A 21872-nucleotide genomic window follows, 5' to 3' on the forward strand; every position below is an offset into this window, starting at 1 on the left:
GTAGTTCAGACATCGTTCGCTTCGTTCAGGGCGGTGTCGTAAAAACCTTCCGTTAGCGGACCCTAGCGTTTTGATGATTCGAGCCTTTTCGATTCTCACGGTGCTGCTTTCCGTGGGTTGCTCGCCTTCCAACATTGAATCCCCATCTAAATCGAACGCTGCCATGACATTGCCCACAGATCGTCCGGCGCCTGGTGAAATCGCAGAGGCCAAACTGAATCCCGGTGGTTGGGTGTATCGCATCGTTGGTGACTACGGTCCTGACGATGCCGTGCCGCCCGAAGCAATCGCCGGCGCTTGGCAGGTTGGCGATGATGGTGTAATAGTCGGCGATTTCAAACCAAACGACAACTACAAACCTCCAGCTGAACGGTGATGGTCCGGGTCCGCTAACATGGTTTTTACGCAGAGGCCCTGCGGGCACACCTTCCATGTTTGGCAACGCGGGCTGGCATTGGTATGATCTCTCGTAGTTCGGGCATCGTCCGCTTCGTTCAGGGCGGTGTCGTAAAAACCTTCCGTTAGGCGACCTCATCCAATCCAATGGAACACCTTCTAACCAGCTCGCGTGGTCAGGACGTTTTCCACATTTGCCTGACTTCACCGTACTCCCTTGATCGTCCGCCATTTGCCGGCGCGGATTTCGTTGTCCTCATCATTAACAACGACCCAGATATTTCTGCCGACGACCAATACGCACTCAGCCTTGCACTTGTGCGCGCGGGATGCCGCTATGCTGTTTGCATTGGCCACAATTGCTCAACTTGGGACGACTCCGTCGACTACGCCAACATGGAGGTCGACCCCGAACTAACTGACTCCAAATTCGTGATGACAACGTGGCACGAGAGCGATACTCCAGACCAGATTGCAAACTTCTTCCTCAACTGCACGACTTTTGACGACAACGTATTCACAAACTTCCTGATTCTGTCTGTCGGGCCAAACGATAAACTGTTGGCCGACATCACACGCCAGTGCACGGTCGCCTAACATGGTTTTTACGCTAGGCCTTCGGCACACCTTCGTTCGTTGTTCAAGCCTCGCTGGGGTGGTAAACTTATCAATAGTTCAAGCCGTTTCCTGAAATCAGGGGCGGTGTCGTAAAAACCTTCCGTTGCACGACGCAGGTCAATCAAATGGGACACCACATTGCTGCAATCGTGCTCGTTGGCGACCCTGACCCCGATGCTGTTGCCAAATTCGACGCCAAACTCGTCGACTGCCCTGACGGGTTCTCGCTGGTAGCCCTCGACGAAAACTACGTCGACACATGGGCGGAGCGTCTCGATATCCACGGCGCTATCGACGCCCAGCCAATCGTGAACTTCCGCGTTGTTCATCACATCGCTAATGCGCTCGGTGGTGGACGTCCATTTGCCATCATTGAAACCGACTACCACGGCGGTCACGGGGCTCAGGCGGCGGCGGTCTATCATGGTGACTCCACGCTTATGGCTCCGGTTAACGCTGCATCTGGCGCCATCAACGATGCTCTTCGTACACTCGGTGTTGTGCGGCGTGTTCCGATGGATGAATTTGACACGTTTGGCTTGGGGCACCATCGTGATTGGGACGATCTACTTGATGACTACTGGGATTGAGACCGTTCTGGCACTTCAGCGTCGTGCAACATGGTTTTTACGCTAGGCCTTCGGCACACCTTGGCTCTTTGGCAAACTGCCTTGGCATTGGTACAATCTTTCGTAGTTCAGGCGTCGCTCGCTTCGTTTAGGGCGGTGTCGTAAAAACCGTCCGTTGGCGGTCACAGTCGAATGGCAAATTCACGTTCTCCGCTAGCGCGAATGCGCGAGACCGTTGCTTCGCTGCCTGACTACGAACAACCGACGTTTTCATCTCCGGCGACGCCGCAACAGGTTGCTCATCTTGAAGCCGCCATCGGCGGTCCCATCCCTCCAGATATCCGCGACTTTTTCGCGGTCCACGACGAAGTCACCGCCATGGACATCCACAATGGATACTCCATCGGCGGCTCTACCGGTCTGGCCCGCTCAGTGGCCCGCGGCGACTTTCCGTTGTCCGTTGACTCCGTCGACGTCTTCCCAATCGGTTCGGATGGCGGCGGCAACGCTTTTCTGATGCCGCGTGCTGGTGGTGGCCCTGTTTGGAAATGGCGTCACGACATCGGCGATTTCGTGGCTGTAGCCGACTCCTTCGCTCAATTCCTCGACCGACTTGCTGATGACTTTCACGCCTATGCTGACGGGCGAACCGACTGGGACTTCATGGCCGGGTGACCGCCAACATGGTTTTTACGCTAGGCCTTCGGCACACCTTCGTTGGTAGGCAACGGGCGCTGGCATTGGTACACTTTTTCGTGATTCAAACATCGCTCGCTTCGTTTGGGGCGGTGTCGTAAAAACCTTCCGTTGTGCGGCGTAGACCAATGGTTGATCCAGCCGAAATTCGCTCTGCGTTCCACAACTTCGTTGGTGACGAACGCTACCGCAAATTCGTCAGCATGGTCCCATTAGCCACTGACGGCACTCGGCTCAGATTCTGGCAGGAACATGCTTGGGAATCGTTCACCGCCGAACATCCGCAATTTACACTCGATTTCGCTGGCATCGTCGAACTCTTTCGCATTTGTCACCTTCACGGCAATCCGCTGACTCAACGACTGGTACCTGTGCAACACGGTTGCGTCGATTTCGCGCCTGAATACTGGCAGACACGTAACGAATTCCATCCGTGCTCTCCCTTGCCGTTTATCTCCACAGAGGGTCGCGACATTGCCGAAACTGAACTTCCAATCTGGTTCTGTGCTGAATGCGAGCAGATCGAACTCAGCCGCCAACGTCAAACGTAGTTCATACGCCGCACAACATGGTTTTTACGCTAGGCCTTCGGCACACCGCTGTCGTTTGTTCAAGTCTCCCTCTGGTGGTAGAATCTTCCGTAGTTCAGACATCGTTCGCTTCGTTCAGGGCGGTGTCGTAAAAACCTTCCGTTGTGCGAGCAGTTTTGGCTAGTAATCCGTATGTGTCGCCGGAAACCAATCAGTCACTGCGTGAGCATCATTCTCGCGGCGCATGGTTTTACGGCATTACCGCGTGGGTGTGCTTCATCGGCGGATTTGTGCTGCTCTGTGCCGCCCACGACCGAAGTGACGCACTGCAGTCATCTGATCAATTGTGGTTTGCAACCCATGTTCTGCTTGCACTTCTCTGCGCGCCCCTCGTCTGGATCGGGACTGCTGGTATTCGCTCAATGCGGTACCGCATTTTAGCATTTGTAGCCCAAGGCGGCATCGGCTTTCTAATCTACCTCGTTCTTGCGATTTGGCATTGGTCAGGTTGGTCATTCTGAGCCACGCTGTACAGCCGCACAACATGGTTTTTACGCTAGGCCTTCGGCACACCGCTGTCGTTTGTTCAAGCCTCCATCTGGTGGTAGAATCTCTGGTTGTTCAAACTTGAATGGCATCGCAACGGCGGTGTCGTAAAAACCTTCCGTTGTGCGGCAACTCCCGTATGGAAATCATCCGCATCACCGATCAGCAAAACGGCACTCTCACTGAGTTTTACGCTCGCGAGAGCGATGGTTACCGCAATGGTGGTTCGGACACCAACGCTGACATGCTCGCAAACATGGTTCGCCTGCTCGACGCGCTTGCTGACGCTGATGGTCCAACACTCTTTGGCGTTACGTCACACTTCCGTTTGCGCTTGCTGAACATTGACGACTATCGTGCCCCAACGGTTGCCACAATCCAACCTGTGATCGACGGGCCAAAGACATTCGGCTTCGACATCGCCTATCCTATGCCCAACAGCGACTCACCATGGGACAATGCGTGGGTTCGTGGGCTTGCATTCGACGCTGAAATGGCCGTCCCAATGGTGCTTTCGGCCATCCGTCACTCAGCAAACATCGCGTAGCCCATGCTCGTGTTGCCGCACAACATGGTTTTTACGCTGAGGCCCTTCGGGCACACCTTCCCGCTTTGGCAACACGGGCTGGCCTTGGTACAATTTCCGTTGTTCAGGCATCGCTCGCTTCGTTCAGGGCGGTGTCGTAAAAACCTTCCGTTGTGCGGACGAAGTTCATCGAGAATCCATACGAATCACCGAGCCATCCCGGAACTCCAACCATGCTGTCACGCTGGCCATGGATTCCACCGACACTCGCACTGATTGGCAGACTCGGCTTTTGGCTTGGCGTTTTTCTCATACTCAACGGTTCAATTATTACGTTCGTACCCGGCGCAGAATGCGGTTGGTTCGTTACCGCCGGACTTGTGACTGCTACTGGCGCGTTGGTTCCCAAATGGCGCTACCGAGTTGCGGCGATTGTACTTTGCGCCCTCTGCTTCTACTGGGCGTACGCTGGATATGTCCGTGGCATTAACTACCAAGAATGGCTCAAGTCTCGCGGCAACGTCTCTCAGTCCGTGTCGCCGCACAACATGGTTTTTACGCTGGGGCCTTCGGCACACCTTGGCTCTTTGGCAACGGCCCTTGGCCTTGGTACAATTTCCTGTAGTTCAGGCATCGTTCGCTTCGTTTAGGGCGGTGTCGTAAAAACCTTCCGTTGTCGGTCGCTAGTTTTTCTCTAATTCGATGCTCATTTCCTGACCGCCGCGTAGCACTCGGATCACCTCAATCGTTTCCTCTCGCTCAATATAAAACACAACGTGGCTGGGGAAATCCTTCACCAATTTCGTCCGCAGTCCCTCAAGCTCAGGAACGCGAGAGGGGAACGGTGCGCCGCTCGCTGGAAACAATGCCAAGCCCTTGATTGTCTGCTCGGTCCGCTCCAGAAATCGCAGCGCTGCGTCGATACTTCCGTCGGCAATGTACATCGCGTGTTGCTCGACATCTTCTGCGGCTTTGGGACGTCGAAAGATTGGTTTCAAGCTACTCACTTACCAGATGCCTTTGACACCACGCGGCTCTTGATCGCTTGCCATTGATCGTCCGTCCAAGGTTCCGCTGGGCCACTTGCGATTCCCGCCATCAGCGCTTGTTCGATTTCACCCTGCTTCTCGCTGGCCGCTGCAACCAGCGCCGCGATGTATTCGCCGGCGCTGGAATAGCCGGCTTGTTCGGCTCCCTGGGAGACATATGTTACTAAATGTTCTGGCAATTCTACGGGGATGCTTGACATCGAAATTCAACCTTTTCTCTCGTGGCTCGCGACCGGCAACATGGTTTTTACGCTGAGGCCCTTCGGGCACACCTTCGCCGTAGTGCCAGCCTCGTTTTCATTATACAATCAAATCTGCTCCAAACCACCTTCGCTTCGGTTGCGTCGGTGTCGCAAAAACCTTCCGTTGTGTGTCCCATGCAAGAACACTTCGATGCCTTATTGACGCGTTTGAAGGAAAGCGATGTCGCGTCATCAGATGACCTTGTCGGTTGCACCTCAAGGGAAATTGCACGCCTTGAGGCTCGATACTCAATAGCTTTGCCTAAGTCGTATCGGTGGTACCTTTCGACTATGGGCAAGCGTTCTGGTCGGTTGTTCACGCATGACCACATGGCGGTCTATTTCGATCACGTCTTCGAAATGACGGATCAATTACGTCGTGAGGCGATCGACGATCCCGATGAACCCTATGTTGAACTACCTGATGACGCTTTGGTGATCGCTGGCCGACTCGCCGAACAGTATCAATTCATCCGTTGCGGTGACTCTATGGATTCACCGGTTTGGTATTTTAACGAATACGACTACGAAATAGTTGTCTCTTGCTCTTCAGTGCTTGATTGGCTCAACTCGTACTGCGATCTGGCAGAACAGGCCATTGCAAACGGTTACTTTGATATTTATCCCGAAGGCACTACGCCGTAGTGGCTTTGACGATTGATTTACCGCTAAGCCTCGTTTTCGCCGTTGGAACTATCCTCGGTCCTTGGTGCCATCCGCTTCGGCGAAGTGGAAAATCTTGCCCTTGGCGCGCGCACCTTCTCGTTAGCAGAGTAATTTCTCTAGGATAAACGGTTGAGTGCCAGGCAATGGCAGGTTTCGCTGAGAGTCGGTGTCGCAAACATCTTCCGGTGTGCAATTTCGGCGTACAATGTCACGAACAAGAACTATCATCGGAGCGGTGGTCTTGCTACTGCTTGGCACGACTGCGTATCAGGCAATTCAACGAAGTGCAAGTTCTATCCGACTTACCTTTGCCGTAGAACAGTGTCAAATTTTTGCCGAAATGGTCGACAAGGCTGCGGCAGCTTTGAGTGACCATCCACCGGACGCAAAGGAAGCAGATCAGTGTCTTGAGTACGCTCACAACTATTATCCGTCCGGCACGAAGCAAGTCCACGGTTCCCAGCTTGACGCAATGGTCGAAAGTTCCCGTCACGCGTCTGAGCAGCGCATCATCGAAAAGTTGAAAGCAACGACGGGTTCCGATCTTGGTAGTGATGCTGCTACGTGGATCGAACACTTTACGAAGTAGCCAAACGCGTTTTAAGAACTTCACACTCACCGTTTCGCGGCTAGGCGACAGGCTTTGCTGTCGATAAATTTGGTGTTGAATTTCGTTACCTTTGGTGGGTAACGACGATGCAAAAATTTTCCGTTTGCGGTTTCAACTTCGCCTATGGAACCTATCCCAACCTACATTGTGACGGGTGCGACCCGCGGGATCGGCCGCGCTGTCGCTATTACGCTGGCAGCCCGGGGATTCAACGTTGTCGCCGTGGGCAGGTCGAAAGACTTGCTCGAATCGTTAGCCGAAACGTGTGGAAGCTTCATAACGACCGTCAATGCTGACCTCGCCACAAACGATGGCATCGAGAAACTTGCCGCAAGCGTTGCATCGAAATCCGACATCGATGGCATCGTCCATGCTGCAGGATCGCTGGTTCCGCTCGAACCGTTCGACAAAATTGACTCGAATGAGTTGGCTGAACATTTCCGTATCCACGTTGGCGTGCCGATTGCGATCTTCAAATCTTTAAAACGCAACCACGTTATCGAACGGATGTTGTTCATCGACAGTTATTCAGCATCGACCGCTCGTTTCGGGTGGGGCGCCTATTCAGTCGTCAAAGCTGCTGCGCAAATGTCGGCTCGCTGTGCCGCGCAGGAGTTGTCGGAAACTCGAACGATCAGGGCGTATCCCGGTGCCGTCAATACACAGATTGTTGAAGCCGTGCTTGCGTCCGATACCGAAACGGCAGCCACTTTTTCGAGCATGCTTGAAAGGGGGGAGTTCGCGGAACCTGAGGAAGTTGCCCGATTTCTTGTTGCTTTGCTCGTCGATGTGCCCGACGAGCTTCTTTGTTCTCGAGATGCGTTTGACTACAACAATTCGGCAGACCGCGCGGATGCGTATTCGCATCTCCGAGATTAGCTTTGGTACTCGTTCTTGTTTCGCTGCGGTGTTGATGATGTTGCAGTGTTGATGGCGTCGCGGTGTTGATGATGTCGTTAAAACTTTCCTTGGGCCGCGGGAGATGAACGGTGCACGAACTTCACCCTGACCTACTTTGGCTCGGCGGGTCACTCGATCTGCAAGATTTTCGTTCTTTGTTTGATGTGGGCATCAACGCCGTGATGGATATTGCTTTCGAAGAACCGCCCGCTCGGCTTCCGCGGCAATTGCTTTACTTGCGATTCCCACTTAACGACGGCGGGGGCAATGATTCGACAACGCTTCGCTTCGCGGTTCAATCGCTTGTTGACCTTCTTCACACCGGCACCCGCACTATCGTTGCGTGTTCCGCAGGCATGTCACGCTCGCCAACGATCGCCGCGTATGCTCTTGCATGCTATCTAGACATCACACCAGCAATGGCGATCCAGCGCATCGCTACAATCAAGGCATTGGAAATCAAGAGCCAATTATGGTCTGATTTGGCTGATGTCTATCCAAGTGTACGGCGGCCAACGTGGTAGTCACAAACAATCACGCCAGTCGTACAAGAGTCAGATGGCACTCAGGCACCTAGCGATCGCGGTGTGTGATGCTGACGTTCATTTCACACGTGGCAAATGGCAATGTGCAAAACCGACATGACGTGAATCGCTAACAGGACGTCGATACGAAGAACGAACTGAATCTCGGTCAAAGAGATTAGCCGTCAATAACCTTAGCCAATGAATTTCAAATGAAACCACTCACACAGCTTACGTTGACCATAGCGCTCATTTTGCCGGCGTGGGTGCACGCTGATACCCCAGGACTCCCTCGAAGCACACCGGAAGCTCAAGGTGTTTCCTCGGCCGGGATTCGCGATTTCATCGAGACTGCTGATCGTGAAGTCGATTCGATGCACAGCTTCATGTTAGTTCGTCACGGATATGTGGTGGCCGAGGCTTGGTGGGAGCCAGAGTCAGCCGAGAAGCCTCACGTCCTTTGGTCATTAAGCAAGAGCTTCACGTCAACTGCTGTGGGATTAGCGGTTGCGGACGGCAAGTTGAGTGTCGACGACCATGTCCTGAAGTTCTTTCCTGACGATGCACCCGCAGAACCATCCGAAAACTTAAAGGCAATGCGAGTTCGCGATTTGCTAACCATGAATGCTGGGCACGAGGACGAAGTACAATGGCTCGAAGCCGAGGATTGGGCCAAAGCGTTCTTGTCGCATCGGGTACCTCATAAACCCGGAACTCATTTTCGCTACAACACGCCGGCGACCTACATGTTGTCCGCAATTGTCCAGAAAGTGACCGGCGAAACAGTCCTGGAATACCTAAAGCCGCGATTGTTTGAGCCTCTTGGAATTGTGAATCCAAGATGGGACACCAGTCCGCAGGGTATCTCAATCGGCGGCTATGGTTTGTATCTTCGAACCGAAGACATCGCCAAATTTGGTCAACTGTATCTTCAAAAAGGCCAATGGAATGGCAAGCAACTACTGCCCGAATCTTGGGTCGAACAAGCCACTTCGAAACAAGTTTCCAATGGCAGCGATCCGGCGAGCGATTGGAACCAGGGATACGGTTTTCAGTTTTGGCGGTGTCGCCATGGGGCCTATCGTGGCGACGGAAAAGACGGGCAGTTCTGCATTGTTCTACCCGAGCAGGATGCCGTGATTGCCATCACCGCCAATACGAAAAATATGCAGGCGGAACTGAACATCGTCTGGAACAAACTGTTGCCGGCGTTTAGTGATGAACCCCTGGAAACAAAACCTGGTGAGCATTCGCAGTTGCAGGCAACAATATCTGCACTCAAAGCGTCGCGGTAGATCGACTGATTGATGATTCTCGATAGCCCTGATTCGCAAACCCTATCGACCACGCAGCGAAAAGTGGTCGTAGTGAACTTCTCGGTCGGCGGTCGTGATGTTCATGTTGGACTTGGTGGAATGAGCAATTCCTTCGGACTGAAGGCGGCCGGCTTCTTTCCCGTCGATCAAGACTTGCATAACGTCTCCTTCGATGCGGATGACAAGATCATGCCAAGCTTCGGGATCGAGTTTTATCGGATTACGTGAAGTGACATTCTTCAGCATCGCTTTGGTTGCGGCATCGAGTTCCTGCCCTGCTTTTCGTTTGTCGCGAATGTCTTTACGGAAAAAACCACCTTTCCCGTCGTACAACGTCACTGAATGGGGATGAATGGCCACATGGCAAATATGCCCAGCGTGCGATCCTTTGTAGTCGAGATCGCGGACCATCACGGAAAAGCTAGGAGAGCCGTGAAACTGAAAAGAGACTGAAATTTGAATATCAGCTTGAGGGTCAAATTCGATAGTGTTGACGGAAGGGTGATCGGCATCTTGAGGCGTGATTCCGACCAGGACTCCATCCCGCACCTCGGATTCACTCTTCCAGCTTCCCCAACGTTTGTTGAGCACAGATCCAGTGAATTCGTCTTCGTAAATGACCGTGTTAAAATCACCGGCTTCAACCGACGGTAGAGCGACTGTCAAAACCAGGATCAGGGCAGCATACGCGATTTGTTTCATCTTCAGTTTGTCCAAAGGGGGTGGGTTAGAAAGTGGCGGGTGATAGTTGGCGGGGTAGATCACTTGTTCGCAATCTAGTGGGAAGTTTTTAGTCTAATTCACGCATACCGCGAAGCACCACTGCATTGCAGGCGAACCATTGAATTGCTGGCGAACCATTGAATTGCTGGCGATCCATCGAATTGCTGGCGATCCGGGGTGCTCACGCGCGAGCCTGGTTGTACGCAAGCAATCTGAGTTGTTTGCTCGCGTTGCCACGGGAAAGGGACCAGTTGTGAACTAAGAACCTCCATTCACAGCTCTCGCAACCAATGATCCTCGAGACATCGGCCTGGCGGTTGACATGATGCAGCCTAGATCTTCGTTTGACTTGTCGCACATGCATACTGTGATGCCAAAGGCGTCGGGTCACACCCTGAGTCTCATTTGGGCAACCGCGAAGACCGGTTTGATCAGACGTTGATTTCCCGACACGTCAGAGGCTGCGTGAGGGAAGGTATGAATAAGAAACAGCACAAGCAAATTGATGGCACAGAAAACAGTAGTGCATCGCGCATTGAGATGGCGAAAACAGCGTGGTCGAGGGCAAACAGAAAATCCTCGCGAAACGTTCCGTGCCAAAAATGCGACTTTGGACTGCGGACCATCGAGGCCTGGCGGGACCGGGTCTGGGCAAATCGTTTGGCGTAAAGCGATTTTGCGTATCAATCTTCAATCCAACGTGATAACCGCCGATGAATGGACCGACATTTGCGGTCCCGAACAATGTTTCTAGCCAAACGAGTTATCCAGGCGGCGTCAACAACGATCTCTTCCTTTCCAATCCACAACACTCCACGAATCCCTGCACAAGATGGCATGAGTACACTCAAACTTCTCTCACCTGTAACAATTGGTGACTTAACTCTTCGTAACCGTATCGCCATGGCGCCAATGACGCGGGCAAGGGCAGGGGAAGACCGAATTCCTAACGAAGTGATGGCGGTCTATTACGTTCAACGCGCCGCCGCTGGCCTTATTATTTCGGAAGCGACGACGGTTTCTCCCCAAGCGAATGGTTGGAATGAATCGCCGGGGATTTACACCGACGAGATGGAAAACGGGTGGACGCAAATTACCGACGCCGTCCATGAACAAGGTGGTACGATCTTCATGCAGTTGTGGCACTGTGGTCGCGCATCCCACTCTAGCTTTCACAATGGCGATCGCGCCGTTGCCCCTTCGGCGATCGCGATTGAGGGAGAATACATTCACACTCCCAAAGGTAAGGAACCGACCGAGACGCCACGTGCGCTCGAAACGCATGAATTGCCAGGGGTCGTCCGAGACTATCAGGTGGCTGCCGAACGAGCTAAAAACGCCGGGTTTGATGGCATCGAAATTCATTCGGCCAATGGCTACCTACTCGACACGTTCCTGCAATCTAAGACCAATCACCGTAACGATGCTTACGGTGGCAGCATCGAAAACCGGTACCGTTTGTTGGACGAAGTCGTGCAAGCGGTGATTAGCGTATGGCCTTCCAACCGTGTTGGAGTGCGGTTGTCGCCAAACGGCAACTTCAATGACATGGGGTCACCCGACTATCGTGACCAGTTCAGTTATGTGGCTGATCAACTTAACGCGTTTGACCTTGCTTATTTGCACGTGATGGATGGTCTTGGCTTTGGCTTTCATGAACTGGGAGCCCCTATGACGCTCGCAGACTTCCGTGACATCTTCAAAGGACCACTAATCGGAAACTGCGGATACACTCAGCAGTCAGCCGGAGAGGCGGTCACTGCTGGCGATGCCGACATGATCGCATTTGGACGCCCGTTCATTAGCAATCCCGACTTGGTCAAACGATTCGCAGAGGGCTTGCCATTGAATGACGATGCCGAGATGTCCGATTGGTACAGCCCATCGGGGGCCAAGGGCTACACGGATTTCCCGACCGTTGATGACGAGTAAAATCATCACGGTGTGACGAGCGAACTTGGCGAGGTAGTAGCTTTGCCATGGAGAACTTTAGAAGCCAACTTTTTACTTCCAGGAATGCCTTCTCGGAATTCCACTCCTTCGGATATTGCAAGAACATGAGTTACCAAGCATGGGTGGCGACGGAAGCCGGAGCTCCATTCAAAAAACAATCGCTCGACCGAGAACCATTGGGGCCTGAAGAGGTCGAAGTCGCAGTAGAACATTGCGGTGTCTGCCATTCAGATTTATCGGTATGGCAAAACGAATGGGGAATTTCTCAATACCCGGCGGTGCTGGGACACGAAGTCGTGGGTCGGGTTACGGCGTTAGGTTCGCAGGCAAAAGGCTTAAGCGTTGGTCAGCGCGTGGGGATTGGCTGGAACAGCGGCAGTTGTATGCATTGCCGTCCTTGCATGTCGGGTGAGCAACACCTTTGCAGTGAAGCACAACCTACGATTGCCGGTCATTTTGGCGGCTTCGCCGACTCCGTGCGTGCCCATTGGGCGTGGACGATTCCGCTTCCCGAAGGATTGAACTTTGGCGACGCGGGGCCGCTGCTATGCGGCGGAATCACCGTTTTCAATCCCATCGCCATGTTCGCGACTCCCAAGAGCCGCGTGGGAGTCATTGGGATTGGCGGACTCGGGCACATGGCGTTGAAGTTTGCTTCAGCGTACGGATGCGACGTGACGGCATTCACTTCAAGTGAATCCAAGTTCGACGAAGCACGCAGCTTTGGCGCCCAGCATGTCGTCGCAACTCGAGACAGCGAAGCGATCGGAAAGCTCGAAAAGACATTTGATCTATTGATTGTTACTGTCAACGTTCAGTTGGATTGGGATTCGTTGATCGCATCGCTCGCACCCAATGGTCGCATGCACTTGGTTGGGGCGGTACTGGAACCGATTCCAGTGTCCGTCTTTCCTTTGATCATGCGACAAGCCAGCGTGGGAGCCTCGCCAACGGGATCGCCCGTCGACATGTCCGATATGCTCGCGTTTGCAGCACGCCACAACATCGCGCCTCAAACCGAGCACTTCCCCATGAGCCAGATTAACGAAGCGTTTGCCCACGTTTCGGACGGCAAAGCTCGTTATCGAGTTGTGCTCGACGCGGACTTCTAATTTGCGGCTTTAAGATTTTGTTCTTTCTTCAAGACTAGCGATGAAGTGAAGAGAGCGTTCGAAAAACCAGTTCAGCGGTGGCAGGTATAGCCCGAGTTGATTTCTCATTTCGGCAACTTGCAAACCAGATGCTTGGTAGAGCTGCGTCCATTGTTCGGGGGTTTGGTAGTTGCACGGGATTTCGACACCGTGCCGCGTATTGCCAACGTTGTCCATCATCGAAAGCGTTTGATGAGCCGCAAATCCCTGTAGGTAGTGGTCTTTGATGATCACCTGTTTTTTCGAAACACGAGCGGCTTCTTTCAGCATGTCACCGGGGACGTCCGTGTGGTGAAGAACATCGACCATCAAGACAACGTCGACACCGTCCTTGGCGATGGGGATCGTCTTGCCATCAAACTCAACCACTTCGATCTTAGCGTCCGGCCGAACTAAGACATCGATGCCGCTAACCGAAAGATCAGGCCTTAGTTGCTGCAATCGCGCAGACAACAACCCGTCACCGCACCCCACATCCAGCACGGAAGCATCTGGCACAATTAAATCCGCAAGATGCCGAGACAAAACCTCCACACGGCGTTGGTGGATAAAACGTCCGTGATACCAAGCAATGGGACCGTTCATGAAATCATCGATTGGTGGGAACTTAGTGAATTGGACGTCAGGGATAGGTTGAAGCCACCATTTCAAAGTTGCGGTTTCGAAGTTGCGGTTTCGAAAGCGACCGTGCACCGACAAGACGCGGTGTCCGATGCGACTGATGGCGAGGATGAGTATAGCCACGAAGCGACGCATAGGCAGGGAAGTCCCGACAGCAAGTTCAGGCAGCGAGTTCAGGCAGGGGACCTCAGGCAGCGTGTTTCAAGCAGCCGATGGTGCCTGGTCAAGCGATTCAATCGAGCTACCCTCAACCCTTAAAATTGTGCACAATGGTGGGATGACCGCGTACAAGCGAACTAAACCGGCAACCTCTACGACATCTCGTGTGCGAGAGGTTCAGCGCGACTCGCGATTGAGCAGCGGGTCTTCGATACGCCCTCGAGATCCCTCTTTAATGAGCAGTCTTGCTGGTGAGGTTGCGTTGCGAACGTTTCCCGCGGAAGTCATCGCTAAACACCAGCGTGAGATTCATGAGCAAACACTGATGCTCAGCCGTACGATCGATCGCCCCAACTTTTCGCGAGTGGGCCGCGATGATTTGTCACGCATGATCAAGATGTATGACGAGAGATTCTTCGATGGCAAGGTCTTGCCAGTGGTGATGGCCGAGGGGCTGCAGTTCGGATTGTCATCTCGCATGACGCGAATTGCCGGCAAGATGGTGACTCACTATCCCGCCGGATACGACGGACCTCGAAAATTTGAACTGACGCTTTCTACGTCGTTGCTTTTTCAAACCTTCGAAGATTCCGACCGACCGGTTGAAGTGACCGGTCGACTTTGTCGCGACCGCCTAGAAGCGATGCAGCGGGTGGCCGAACACGAGTTTGTGCATTTGATCGAGATGCTGATTTGGAACGACGGAAATTGCAGCGAGGCCAGGTTCCAATCGATTGCTCGCCGATACTTTGCTCACACCGACTACCGTCACGACCTAATCACACAACGGGAACGCGCCGCACGAAAGTTTAATATTCGTGTTGGCGATCGAGTCCGTTTTCCTCACGACGGCCAATACCTTATCGGTCGAGTGAACCGAATCACACGGCGAGCGACGATCCTGGTTCCTCATGAATCAGGGGAACCGTTCAGCGATGGACTTCGGTATCTAAGGTTCTACGTCCCTTTGGAAAAACTCAAGCGAGTTTAGGACGGATCGAGTTCTTCGATGGCCACCCCAACGCGAGGCGTCCCCACTCGGTCGTAGGTTTCAGCAACCCAATGCGCAAACCAGAACCACGGCACCAACATCACTAACCAAATGAAGGTCAACTGGGACGCCGAAAGTTCACTTGAAAAGAACAACAACCCTAGGGCGGCTACCGCTTCGGCAAATGGTTTGATCATTCCCTTGACGACCACAATTGTTTCGCGGCGGATTTTTGGATCCAGAATGGAGTAGGCGGACGCGAGTCCTGGATCATGAAACGATCGCCGCAACACGTTAAGTCCACGTCCCAACGTGAAAACCACAATCATCATCGCTGGCGTACCGGTCGCCAGTGCCGTAACACCGAGCACCGCCAATAACAAGGGATAGGCATGAAGTGGTAAGCCAATGCCAAAGCGATCAAGCAGCTTGGTAGCGGTGGAGAGTTGCAACAGCAAAATCAATACATCGCTAACCGCATAGAAGGCCGCGAAGTAAGCGAGCAATCTTTGTTCGTCAACGAAGTAATCCCCTGCGACCACTTTCCACTGGTATCCTACCAACGCCAACACGGCTACCTTCACACCGACTAACGCTGCCAGTGCATAGCGATATCGGTACGCGGCATGACCAATAGGACGGCGATGCACCGCTTGCATTCGCTCTCGCACGACGACCTTGGCACTCGCCAACTTTAGCAGCGACTTCGAGCTGGGAGTTCGCCCAAACGAAGAAGGCCGAGGCAACCATCGCGTCAACGCCAACGTCGCAAGGTCCAAGGCAGCCACGATGGCAATCCAAGTGGTTCCTTGTATTTCGGTCGACCCGAGACTCATCAATGCTCCCGCAACGATCCCGGCGATCGGACCGCCCATCGCCACCACGACATAAGGCCTTTTCGTTGACGACGACGCAAACGAATCGTTGGTGAACGTGGTTACGTATACCGAGTTCAACGATCCTCGGACTTCCCCGAGCACATACAACGAGGCCAACAGAAAGAACGAGTGATGATCTTTGACCAGCGACAACGAGATTAGCAGTGAGCTTGCCCCCATGATCAACCAGCTCATCACGACGCAAAGGCGTGGCGAGATTCGAGCGATCAACCAGCGGGTGGCAAACGAAACCAAAATGACGGTTAGTGCTGATGCAACCAGGACCACAGGAAGCGAATAGGATCCAACCCGCGATATGAACAAACTGATCCCGAGAGCGCTGGTGACGACGTAGCTCGCCGCTGACAAAAACGAGAAGCCAAAAAGCGTAACGATCGTTTGTTTGGAGTTGCTCAACGGTTTGATCTAAATCGACCTGATAACCCGGTGCGGCACAGAACGATCGAAAGGAGGGGCACAGTTTGGTGGGGAAGGAATCTCAGGTACGCGATCACTCAATGGCAGAGATTTCTCGGATACAAAGCTCGATGGGCCGTCAATTTAGGCAGCTTCAATTCAACGTCGAGCCTAATCTCGAGTTCACATAGAATCTCTAGTCACTTCGGCAATTGGCCGCCGAAAACACGAATCGCGGCCTCAGCGTCCTTACAATCGCACACGCTCCGATTGCGGGTCGCCGGATCGATACAGGTCGCGACCAACGCCGACTCATTCATGCTGGCCAAGCCTCGATACTTTTGGGTGTGATATTTCGCATTCTTTTCATCCAGTGCGGCTTTGATTTTTTGGTAGTGATCTTCGCTGTAGGCATGCAAAACCTCGGAACGATCAAGGGAAGCGATCTCGTAGACCGGTGGTCGGACGACACCGATTCGACCTGCCTGCAGTGCTGGCCGCATCCAACGGTAGAAGAACATCAACGCCAACGCACCACAGTGAATCCCGTCGGCGTCAGGGTCAAACAACAGGGTTACACGCTCGTAACGTAGCGATGCCAAGTTGAACGTTTCCCCCCACCCCGCACCGAGCGCGTCGATCAAAGCTAAGTACAACTCGTTCTTCGCCACGGCGCTGCGACTTGCCTTCCAAGCGTTCAGTGGCTTGCCCTGCATTGGCAAGACCGCTTGGGTCCGAGGACTGCGGGCGCGGACCGCCGCCTTGGACGCGGAATCACCTTCGACGATGAAGATTTCGGCTTCCGTTCCGACACCGTGCTGGTAGCAATCGTGAAGTTTGATTGGCAGTCTAGGAAACATCGAAAAGGTCTCTGCCCGCTGAACAAACGTGGTTTACGGTGCCACACCGCTGCGATCGACTTTCCCGATTGCTATGGTTCACTTGGAAAACCTCATCATCCTGCCGTAAAGTCCAAAACGCCATGCGAAATTCAACGACCATCGTTTCTGTCTTTCTAACCGCTTTCTTTTTGGCGAACGCGGGCTCGTCCGAGAGCGTCGGCGTCCCAGGCAACATCGCCTGTGCAGAGGATATGCCTTCTAGCGCAGATTGGAACCAGTGGCGTGGTCCCCAGCGTGATGGTCATTCACTTTCCCCATCATGGCCAGCGTCGCTGAGTGAGGGATTCTCTTTGGTTTGGGAGAAACCGCTTGGACCGAGCTATAGCGGTCCAGTGACTTCAAACAACTTGGTCTACACCACAGAAACGGTGGACAAGAAGTCCGAACGAGTGACAGCCTTCGATATAGAAAGCGGCGAAGTTGCCTGGACCGTTTCCTGGGAAGGAGCGATGGCCGTACCTTTCTTCGCCGCCGCCAACGGCGATTGGATCCGCGCGACACCTGCTTGCAACGGAGACGCACTGGTTGTGTTGGGGATGCGTGACGTACTGGTATGCCTGGACGCGAAGACGGGCAACGAACGGTGGCGGGTCGATTTCCCCAAGGTGATCGGATCAAGTTTGCCAGCTTTCGGTGCAGTTTGCTCTCCGTTAATCGACGGCGAAAACGTTTACGTTCAAACGGGTGGTCCCACGGTCAAAGTCTCACTCACCGACGGTAGCGTACGCTGGCAATCGCTAGCCGGTGGAGACAGCATGATGAGCAGCGGTGCGTTTTCAAGTCCGATCATCGGTGAAGTGGCAGGCCAAAGACAATTGCTCGTTCAAACGCGAAGCGAGTTGTGTGGTGTTGATTTGCAGACGGGCGAATCACTATGGCGACAACCTGTCGAAGCGTTCCGAGGCATGAACATTCTGACCCCCACGTTGATCGGAAACAAAATCTTCACAGCGGCACACAGTGGTCGATCGCAGCTCTTCGAAGTCACACATGACGACGAGGATGGATGGCGTGTTGATGAACTTTGGAATCAAAAAACCCAGGGCTACATGTCGTCACCCGTTGTGATCAAAGATCAGATTTATCTGCATGCCAAAAACCAACGCTTCACATCATTCGATATCGCGTCAGGACACATCCGCTGGACGAGCAAACCGTTTGGGAAATATTGCAGCATGATCGTCAACGACGATCAAATTCTCGCACTTGATAGCAGCGGGGCGTTGAATTTGATTGCTCATGATGAGAAATCACTCCGCATCCTGGATTCGGCTGACGTTGCCGAGGACGCTTGGGCTCATCTAGCAATCGCTGGCGACCGATTATTCGTCCGAGACTTGGCTGCGTTGAAAGTTTTTCGTTTCAAAAAGTCACTAGGCGAATAATGTTCAGGATCAGATTTTACGCATTGATACACACTGAAACCAATATCGAGCTGTCGCCAAGCGAATATAACAACGCCAAACCGAGGCAAGTTCCGCGTTGTTAATAGTTATTGAAGATGTCAAACGAGTTGAACCCGTCATTCTCGCCAACGCCCCAACGTCGTCGACACGACATGGATGCACTGCGTGGGGTGGCGATGTTGCTAGGAATTGTGCTGCACGGGGCAATTTCGTTCATTCCCGGCGCTGGCGGATGGGCGGTCAAAGATCCGGTGTCAAGCGAGGGATTTGCGTGGTTGTTGGCCGGGATTCATGGCTTTCGCATGCCGCTGTTCTTTTTGATTAGCGGCTACTTCACCATGATGCTCTACCGTCGTCGCGGGATGGCGTCCTTGCTGCGGCAACGGACGAAACGCATTTTGGTGCCAATGCTAATCGGCCTGATCACGATCATTCCCGCTAACTGGATAGTATCGGCATACGTCGGCGAACAAATTCAGGCGACACAGGAAACTCAGCCGACCGAGTCGCCAACCGACATTTTTGCATCGGCAGCAAGTGGTGATGTCGAACAAGTTCGCAAGCTGATTGATGAAGGAGCCGACATCGACCAACGATCCGCCGACGGTGCAACGGCATTGTTGATTGCATCATTTTTCGGACGCGTTGAAGTTGTCGAACTTCTACTCGCTCGCGGTGCCGACCCGAACATTGCTAATCATAATGGTGACCTTCCCAACACGGTCCTGGCTGCCCCCTGGGGAATCACGCAATGGCTCGCAGATCTGTCCAAGGTGCAAGTTCAACGAGATGAAGTTGAAGCTGGTCGCAGGAGGATTGCCGGACTGCTTCCCAAGGTTCCCGACGGACAGGTTGCGACAAAAGCAGGCGAACTTCGGGGGTTGCTCTTTGACTTTCCTCTCTTCGGTCACCTTTGGTTTCTTTGGTTTCTCACATGGCTTGTCGCTGGCTTTGCGATTGTGATGACAGTCGCCAGATGGCTGCGTTTCAAGGCGTTACCGGATTGGATGACGGGCCGCTTTTGTTATTTGTGGCTAATTCCCGCAACGATGGCAGCACAAAGTTTCATGAGGAATTTTGGCACTGGATTTGGACCTGATACATCGTTGGGATTGCTGCCAATACCATCCGTGTTGATTTACTACGCTTTGTTTTTTGGTTTCGGAGCAATCTGTTTTGATCGCGAGAAACGCTCTGAACATGGGCAACTGCAAATTGGCAATTTGTGGTGGGTCACGATTCCAGCCTGCCTGTTGCTCGTATTCCCCGTTGGATTGATTCTGACGCATATGGAAAACGCCGAAATGCGTTGGGGTGGTCTTCTTGCTCAGTCTTGCTTCGCTTGGATGATGACGTTTGGCATGATGGGGCTATTCCGCAAACACCTTTCGCATCCTAGCGCCACGATGCGATACTTGTCGGATTCATCTTATTGGCTTTACCTGGCACATATTCCATTGATTATCTATGTCCAGTATTGGGTGTATCACTATCAGCTACCAGCGGCGATCAAGTTTGCCATCGTATGTTCGGTAACGACTGTGATTTTGCTGCTGAGCTATCACTGGTTCATTCGTTACACGCCGATTGGAACGTTGTTGAATGGCAAACGTTCACGGACACCCGAGTCGGACCGTGTCCTTGAAGCGGTACTGCTCGAACGCTAAGACTTGCGTGACGGCATCAGAAGGATCCCGACATAGGGCACCATGGTCTGATGGTCATTTGAAATCGCTGGTCTAGCTAGTTAAAAGGAATACGACTTGTTCCAATGCGTTGTCTCGCTGCGAAGCGATATCCCGTTACTTAGCGGTACCCCGGTACTTAGCGGCATTTCGGTGCTTAGCGATGTCTTCCACCGCTAACCCTGATGCCGCGGATTCCGCGTCGTCGAATCATCGCGAAGGCGAGAATGATTTTCGTAAGCATTGCGTCGGATTGTGCCCATTGGACGCAAAGGTTGAACCATGGATGGTGGAAGCGATTAGCAGTGGCACGTTGGCAGAAATGATCCAACGTCACGGTTCGCCGCTGCATTTGATCCATCCCGATTTGATGCGCCAGAACATGGCGTCGTTGGTTCAGTGCGGTCGTGAACGCTTGTTGGACTTTCGAGTGTTTTACGCAATGAAAGCCAACAAATGCTCGGCATTCTTGAAGACGGCCATTGACCAAGGGCTAGGCGTCGACGTGGCCAGCTTGCAAGAACTCGAGCGGGCATTGGAAGCGGGAGCCAAGGCGAACGATATCGTTTGCACGGCGGCGGTGAAGGGTGTGAACTTGCTTCGCCGATGCAGCCAACAACAAATCTTGACAGTGATCGATAACGACGACGAAATCATTTCGTTGCAGTCGTTTACAACACCGCCCCCAATCGCTATCCGAATAAGCGGCTTCCATTGCGATGGACAACCGTTGAAATCGCGATTCGGTTTTGATGTCAGCGAAATCGAAACCTTACTGATGACCTTGGACTATCACCGATTGAACGTTCAGGGAATACATTTCCATTTGCACGGCGCTAGCATACAGCAACGAGTCGAGGCCTTGCGTCAGTCACTGGTAATCGTCGAGCGTTTCCGGTCCGCAGGTCATGCAATCCGATTTGTCGACATGGGGGGCGGAATTCCGGTTGGCTATCTCGATCAAGAAAGTCAGTGGGACGACTTTTGGATCCAACATGGCGATGCCATGCTAGACCGACGCGATGCTATAACGCACGACAATCACAAATTAGGTCGACACATCAACGGCAATCGTATTGAAGGTGTCCCCAACGTTTACCCCTGCTTTAAAGGTCCCGTGGGATCCTTGTGGCTAGGCGAACTCCTGGACACGCCGTTTGAAAACGTTGATTCAAGCATGAGTTCACGATCGTCGATTGGAAATGAGTTCATACGTTTGAACTTGCAACTGCGATGCGAACCAGGACGCAGTTTACTGGACGGTTGCGGGGTGACACTCGCGCGGGTTGAGTTTCGCAAACGGCGTGAAGATCGTTGGCTGATTGGGTTGGCGATGAACCACACTCAATGCCGAACGACTCATGATGAACACATGGTGGATCCGATCTTGATACCGTCGGCGATGGGAACAACATTCCGCGAAGCTAGTCGCTGTGCTTCCAACGACGAAGCGAATGACCAACCCATCGATGGCTATCTTGTCGGCGCCTATTGCACGGAAACCGATTTGATAATGCTGAGATGCCTTCACTTTCCCAAGGGTGTTCGCGTTGGCGACATCGTCATGATTCCGAATACGGCAGGCTACTGGATGCACATGATGGAATCGCCTTCCCATCAAATGCCGCTGGCGAAGAATCTAATTTGGTCCACCGGTGCCTTAGACCTCACTCATTCGTCGGCCCCAACGCTCGCTAACGAATGCCATACGCCTAATTGAAGCGACGTGAACCAAATTGACGTTCAGCGGCCAGTTTTCTAGCTGCGTGTCGGTGGCAAGCAATCAACCGCATCTGCG

At 53.1% G+C, this 21872-nt stretch carries 24 protein-coding genes; 17 read left to right on the forward strand and 7 right to left on the reverse strand.

The genetic code is table 11. The features are described from left to right. Positions 1–163 precede the first annotated feature (163 nt). The 6 genes from Pla22_RS22605 (at position 164) to Pla22_RS22625 (ending at position 3902) form a co-directional block, all read left to right on the forward strand. Positions 164–376 (forward strand): hypothetical protein, encoded by a 213-nt coding sequence (locus Pla22_RS22605; protein WP_146517041.1) that lies wholly within the window; start codon positions 164–166, stop codon positions 374–376. Positions 377–543: 167 nt separating this feature from the next. After that, positions 544–993 (forward strand): DUF7684 family protein, encoded by a 450-nt coding sequence (locus Pla22_RS22610; RefSeq protein ID WP_146517042.1) that lies wholly within the window; start codon positions 544–546, stop codon positions 991–993. A gap of 146 nt (positions 994–1139) precedes the next feature. Then, positions 1140–1604, forward strand: coding sequence for a hypothetical protein (locus Pla22_RS22615; protein ID WP_146517043.1), 465 nt, complete (start codon positions 1140–1142; stop codon positions 1602–1604). A 201-nt stretch (positions 1605–1805) separates the two neighbouring features. Continuing rightward, a complete protein-coding gene (locus Pla22_RS22620) occupies positions 1806–2258 on the forward strand; it encodes an SMI1/KNR4 family protein (protein ID WP_165440795.1) in 453 nt (150 codons plus the stop codon). A gap of 149 nt (positions 2259–2407) precedes the next feature. Continuing rightward, complete coding sequence (locus tag Pla22_RS25415) at positions 2408–2830, forward strand: hypothetical protein (RefSeq protein WP_165440796.1); 423 nt, start codon at positions 2408–2410, stop codon at positions 2828–2830. A 664-nt stretch (positions 2831–3494) separates the two neighbouring features. Next, positions 3495–3902 carry a hypothetical protein gene (locus Pla22_RS22625; protein ID WP_146517033.1) on the forward strand — a complete coding sequence of 136 codons (408 nt, stop codon included), beginning with the start codon at positions 3495–3497 and terminating at the stop codon, positions 3900–3902. A gap of 103 nt (positions 3903–4005) precedes the next feature. Here Pla22_RS22625 and Pla22_RS22630 read toward each other — a convergent pair whose 3' ends face one another. From Pla22_RS22630 to Pla22_RS22640, 3 genes are all read right to left on the reverse strand, one after another. After that, positions 4006–4194 (reverse strand): hypothetical protein, encoded by a 189-nt coding sequence (locus tag Pla22_RS22630; protein ID WP_146517045.1) that lies wholly within the window; start codon positions 4192–4194, stop codon positions 4006–4008. 370 nt (positions 4195–4564) lie between these two features. Further along, complete coding sequence (locus Pla22_RS22635; RefSeq protein WP_146517046.1) at positions 4565–4888, reverse strand: type II toxin-antitoxin system RelE/ParE family toxin; 324 nt, start codon at positions 4886–4888, stop codon at positions 4565–4567. Then, positions 4885–5130, reverse strand: a complete 246-nt coding sequence (locus Pla22_RS22640) for a ribbon-helix-helix domain-containing protein (RefSeq protein ID WP_146517047.1) — start codon at positions 5128–5130, stop codon at positions 4885–4887. Before Pla22_RS22640 ends, Pla22_RS22635 begins: the two co-directional genes overlap by 4 nt. A gap of 177 nt (positions 5131–5307) precedes the next feature. On the opposite strand from Pla22_RS22640, the gene Pla22_RS22645 reads away from it, so the two are divergent. The 5 genes from Pla22_RS22645 (at position 5308) to Pla22_RS22665 (ending at position 9167) form a co-directional block, all read left to right on the forward strand. Then, positions 5308–5817 carry an SMI1/KNR4 family protein gene (locus Pla22_RS22645; RefSeq protein ID WP_146517048.1) on the forward strand — a complete coding sequence of 170 codons (510 nt, stop codon included), beginning with the start codon at positions 5308–5310 and terminating at the stop codon, positions 5815–5817. A gap of 226 nt (positions 5818–6043) precedes the next feature. Then, positions 6044–6427, forward strand: coding sequence for a hypothetical protein (locus tag Pla22_RS22650; protein ID WP_146517049.1), 384 nt, complete (start codon positions 6044–6046; stop codon positions 6425–6427). Positions 6428–6571: 144 nt separating this feature from the next. Then, positions 6572–7327: an SDR family NAD(P)-dependent oxidoreductase gene (locus Pla22_RS22655; RefSeq protein WP_146517050.1), complete on the forward strand. Its 756-nt coding sequence runs from the start codon at positions 6572–6574 to the stop codon at positions 7325–7327. Positions 7328–7437: 110 nt separating this feature from the next. Continuing rightward, positions 7438–7872 (forward strand): protein-tyrosine phosphatase family protein, encoded by a 435-nt coding sequence (locus Pla22_RS22660; RefSeq protein ID WP_146517051.1) that lies wholly within the window; start codon positions 7438–7440, stop codon positions 7870–7872. A gap of 212 nt (positions 7873–8084) precedes the next feature. Further along, positions 8085–9167 (forward strand): serine hydrolase domain-containing protein, encoded by a 1083-nt coding sequence (locus tag Pla22_RS22665; protein ID WP_146517052.1) that lies wholly within the window; start codon positions 8085–8087, stop codon positions 9165–9167. Positions 9168–9209: 42 nt separating this feature from the next. On the opposite strand, the gene Pla22_RS22670 is transcribed toward Pla22_RS22665, so the two are convergent. Beyond that, the gene (locus Pla22_RS22670; RefSeq protein ID WP_146517053.1) at positions 9210–9890 is read right to left on the reverse strand and encodes a hypothetical protein; all 681 of its coding nucleotides are present in this window, start codon (positions 9888–9890) and stop codon (positions 9210–9212) included. Positions 9891–10748: 858 nt separating this feature from the next. On the opposite strand from Pla22_RS22670, the gene Pla22_RS22675 reads away from it, so the two are divergent. Continuing rightward, positions 10749–11843, forward strand: a complete 1095-nt coding sequence (locus tag Pla22_RS22675; protein WP_146517054.1) for an alkene reductase — start codon at positions 10749–10751, stop codon at positions 11841–11843. Between the two features lie 125 nt (positions 11844–11968). Further along, complete coding sequence (gene ahr / locus Pla22_RS22680) at positions 11969–12976, forward strand: NADPH-dependent aldehyde reductase Ahr (RefSeq protein ID WP_146517055.1); 1008 nt, start codon at positions 11969–11971, stop codon at positions 12974–12976. 9 nt (positions 12977–12985) lie between these two features. Here the strand turns inward: ahr and Pla22_RS22685 are convergent, their stop codons facing one another. Then, positions 12986–13759: a class I SAM-dependent methyltransferase gene (locus Pla22_RS22685; protein WP_207310458.1), complete on the reverse strand. Its 774-nt coding sequence runs from the start codon at positions 13757–13759 to the stop codon at positions 12986–12988. Positions 13760–14030: 271 nt separating this feature from the next. Here Pla22_RS22685 and Pla22_RS22690 point away from each other — a divergent pair, with 271 nt between their 5' ends. Beyond that, positions 14031–14786, forward strand: a complete 756-nt coding sequence (locus Pla22_RS22690) for a hypothetical protein (RefSeq protein WP_242632270.1) — start codon at positions 14031–14033, stop codon at positions 14784–14786. Here Pla22_RS22690 and Pla22_RS22695 read toward each other — a convergent pair. Then, entirely contained in the window at positions 14783–16081 is a 1299-nt protein-coding gene (locus tag Pla22_RS22695) for a hypothetical protein (RefSeq protein ID WP_146517056.1), read from the reverse strand. The genes Pla22_RS22690 and Pla22_RS22695 overlap by 4 nt on opposite strands. Positions 16082–16281: 200 nt before the next feature. Further along, on the reverse strand, positions 16282–16941 hold the full coding sequence (locus Pla22_RS22700) for a toprim domain-containing protein (RefSeq protein ID WP_146517057.1): 660 nt from the start codon (positions 16939–16941) through the stop codon (positions 16282–16284). A gap of 122 nt (positions 16942–17063) precedes the next feature. Between Pla22_RS22700 and Pla22_RS22705 the strand changes: the two genes are divergently transcribed. From Pla22_RS22705 to Pla22_RS22715, 3 genes are all read left to right on the forward strand, one after another. Continuing rightward, positions 17064–18368 (forward strand): PQQ-binding-like beta-propeller repeat protein, encoded by a 1305-nt coding sequence (locus Pla22_RS22705; protein ID WP_146517058.1) that lies wholly within the window; start codon positions 17064–17066, stop codon positions 18366–18368. A gap of 116 nt (positions 18369–18484) precedes the next feature. Continuing rightward, positions 18485–20056 (forward strand): acyltransferase family protein, encoded by a 1572-nt coding sequence (locus Pla22_RS22710; protein WP_146517059.1) that lies wholly within the window; start codon positions 18485–18487, stop codon positions 20054–20056. 181 nt (positions 20057–20237) lie between these two features. Beyond that, on the forward strand, positions 20238–21794 hold the full coding sequence (locus Pla22_RS22715; protein ID WP_146517060.1) for a type III PLP-dependent enzyme domain-containing protein: 1557 nt from the start codon (positions 20238–20240) through the stop codon (positions 21792–21794). Positions 21795–21872 lie beyond the last annotated feature (78 nt).

Origin of the sequence: Rubripirellula amarantea (genome assembly GCF_007859865.1) — a bacterium.
In the GTDB taxonomy this organism is placed as follows: domain Bacteria; phylum Planctomycetota; class Planctomycetia; order Pirellulales; family Pirellulaceae; genus Rubripirellula; species Rubripirellula amarantea.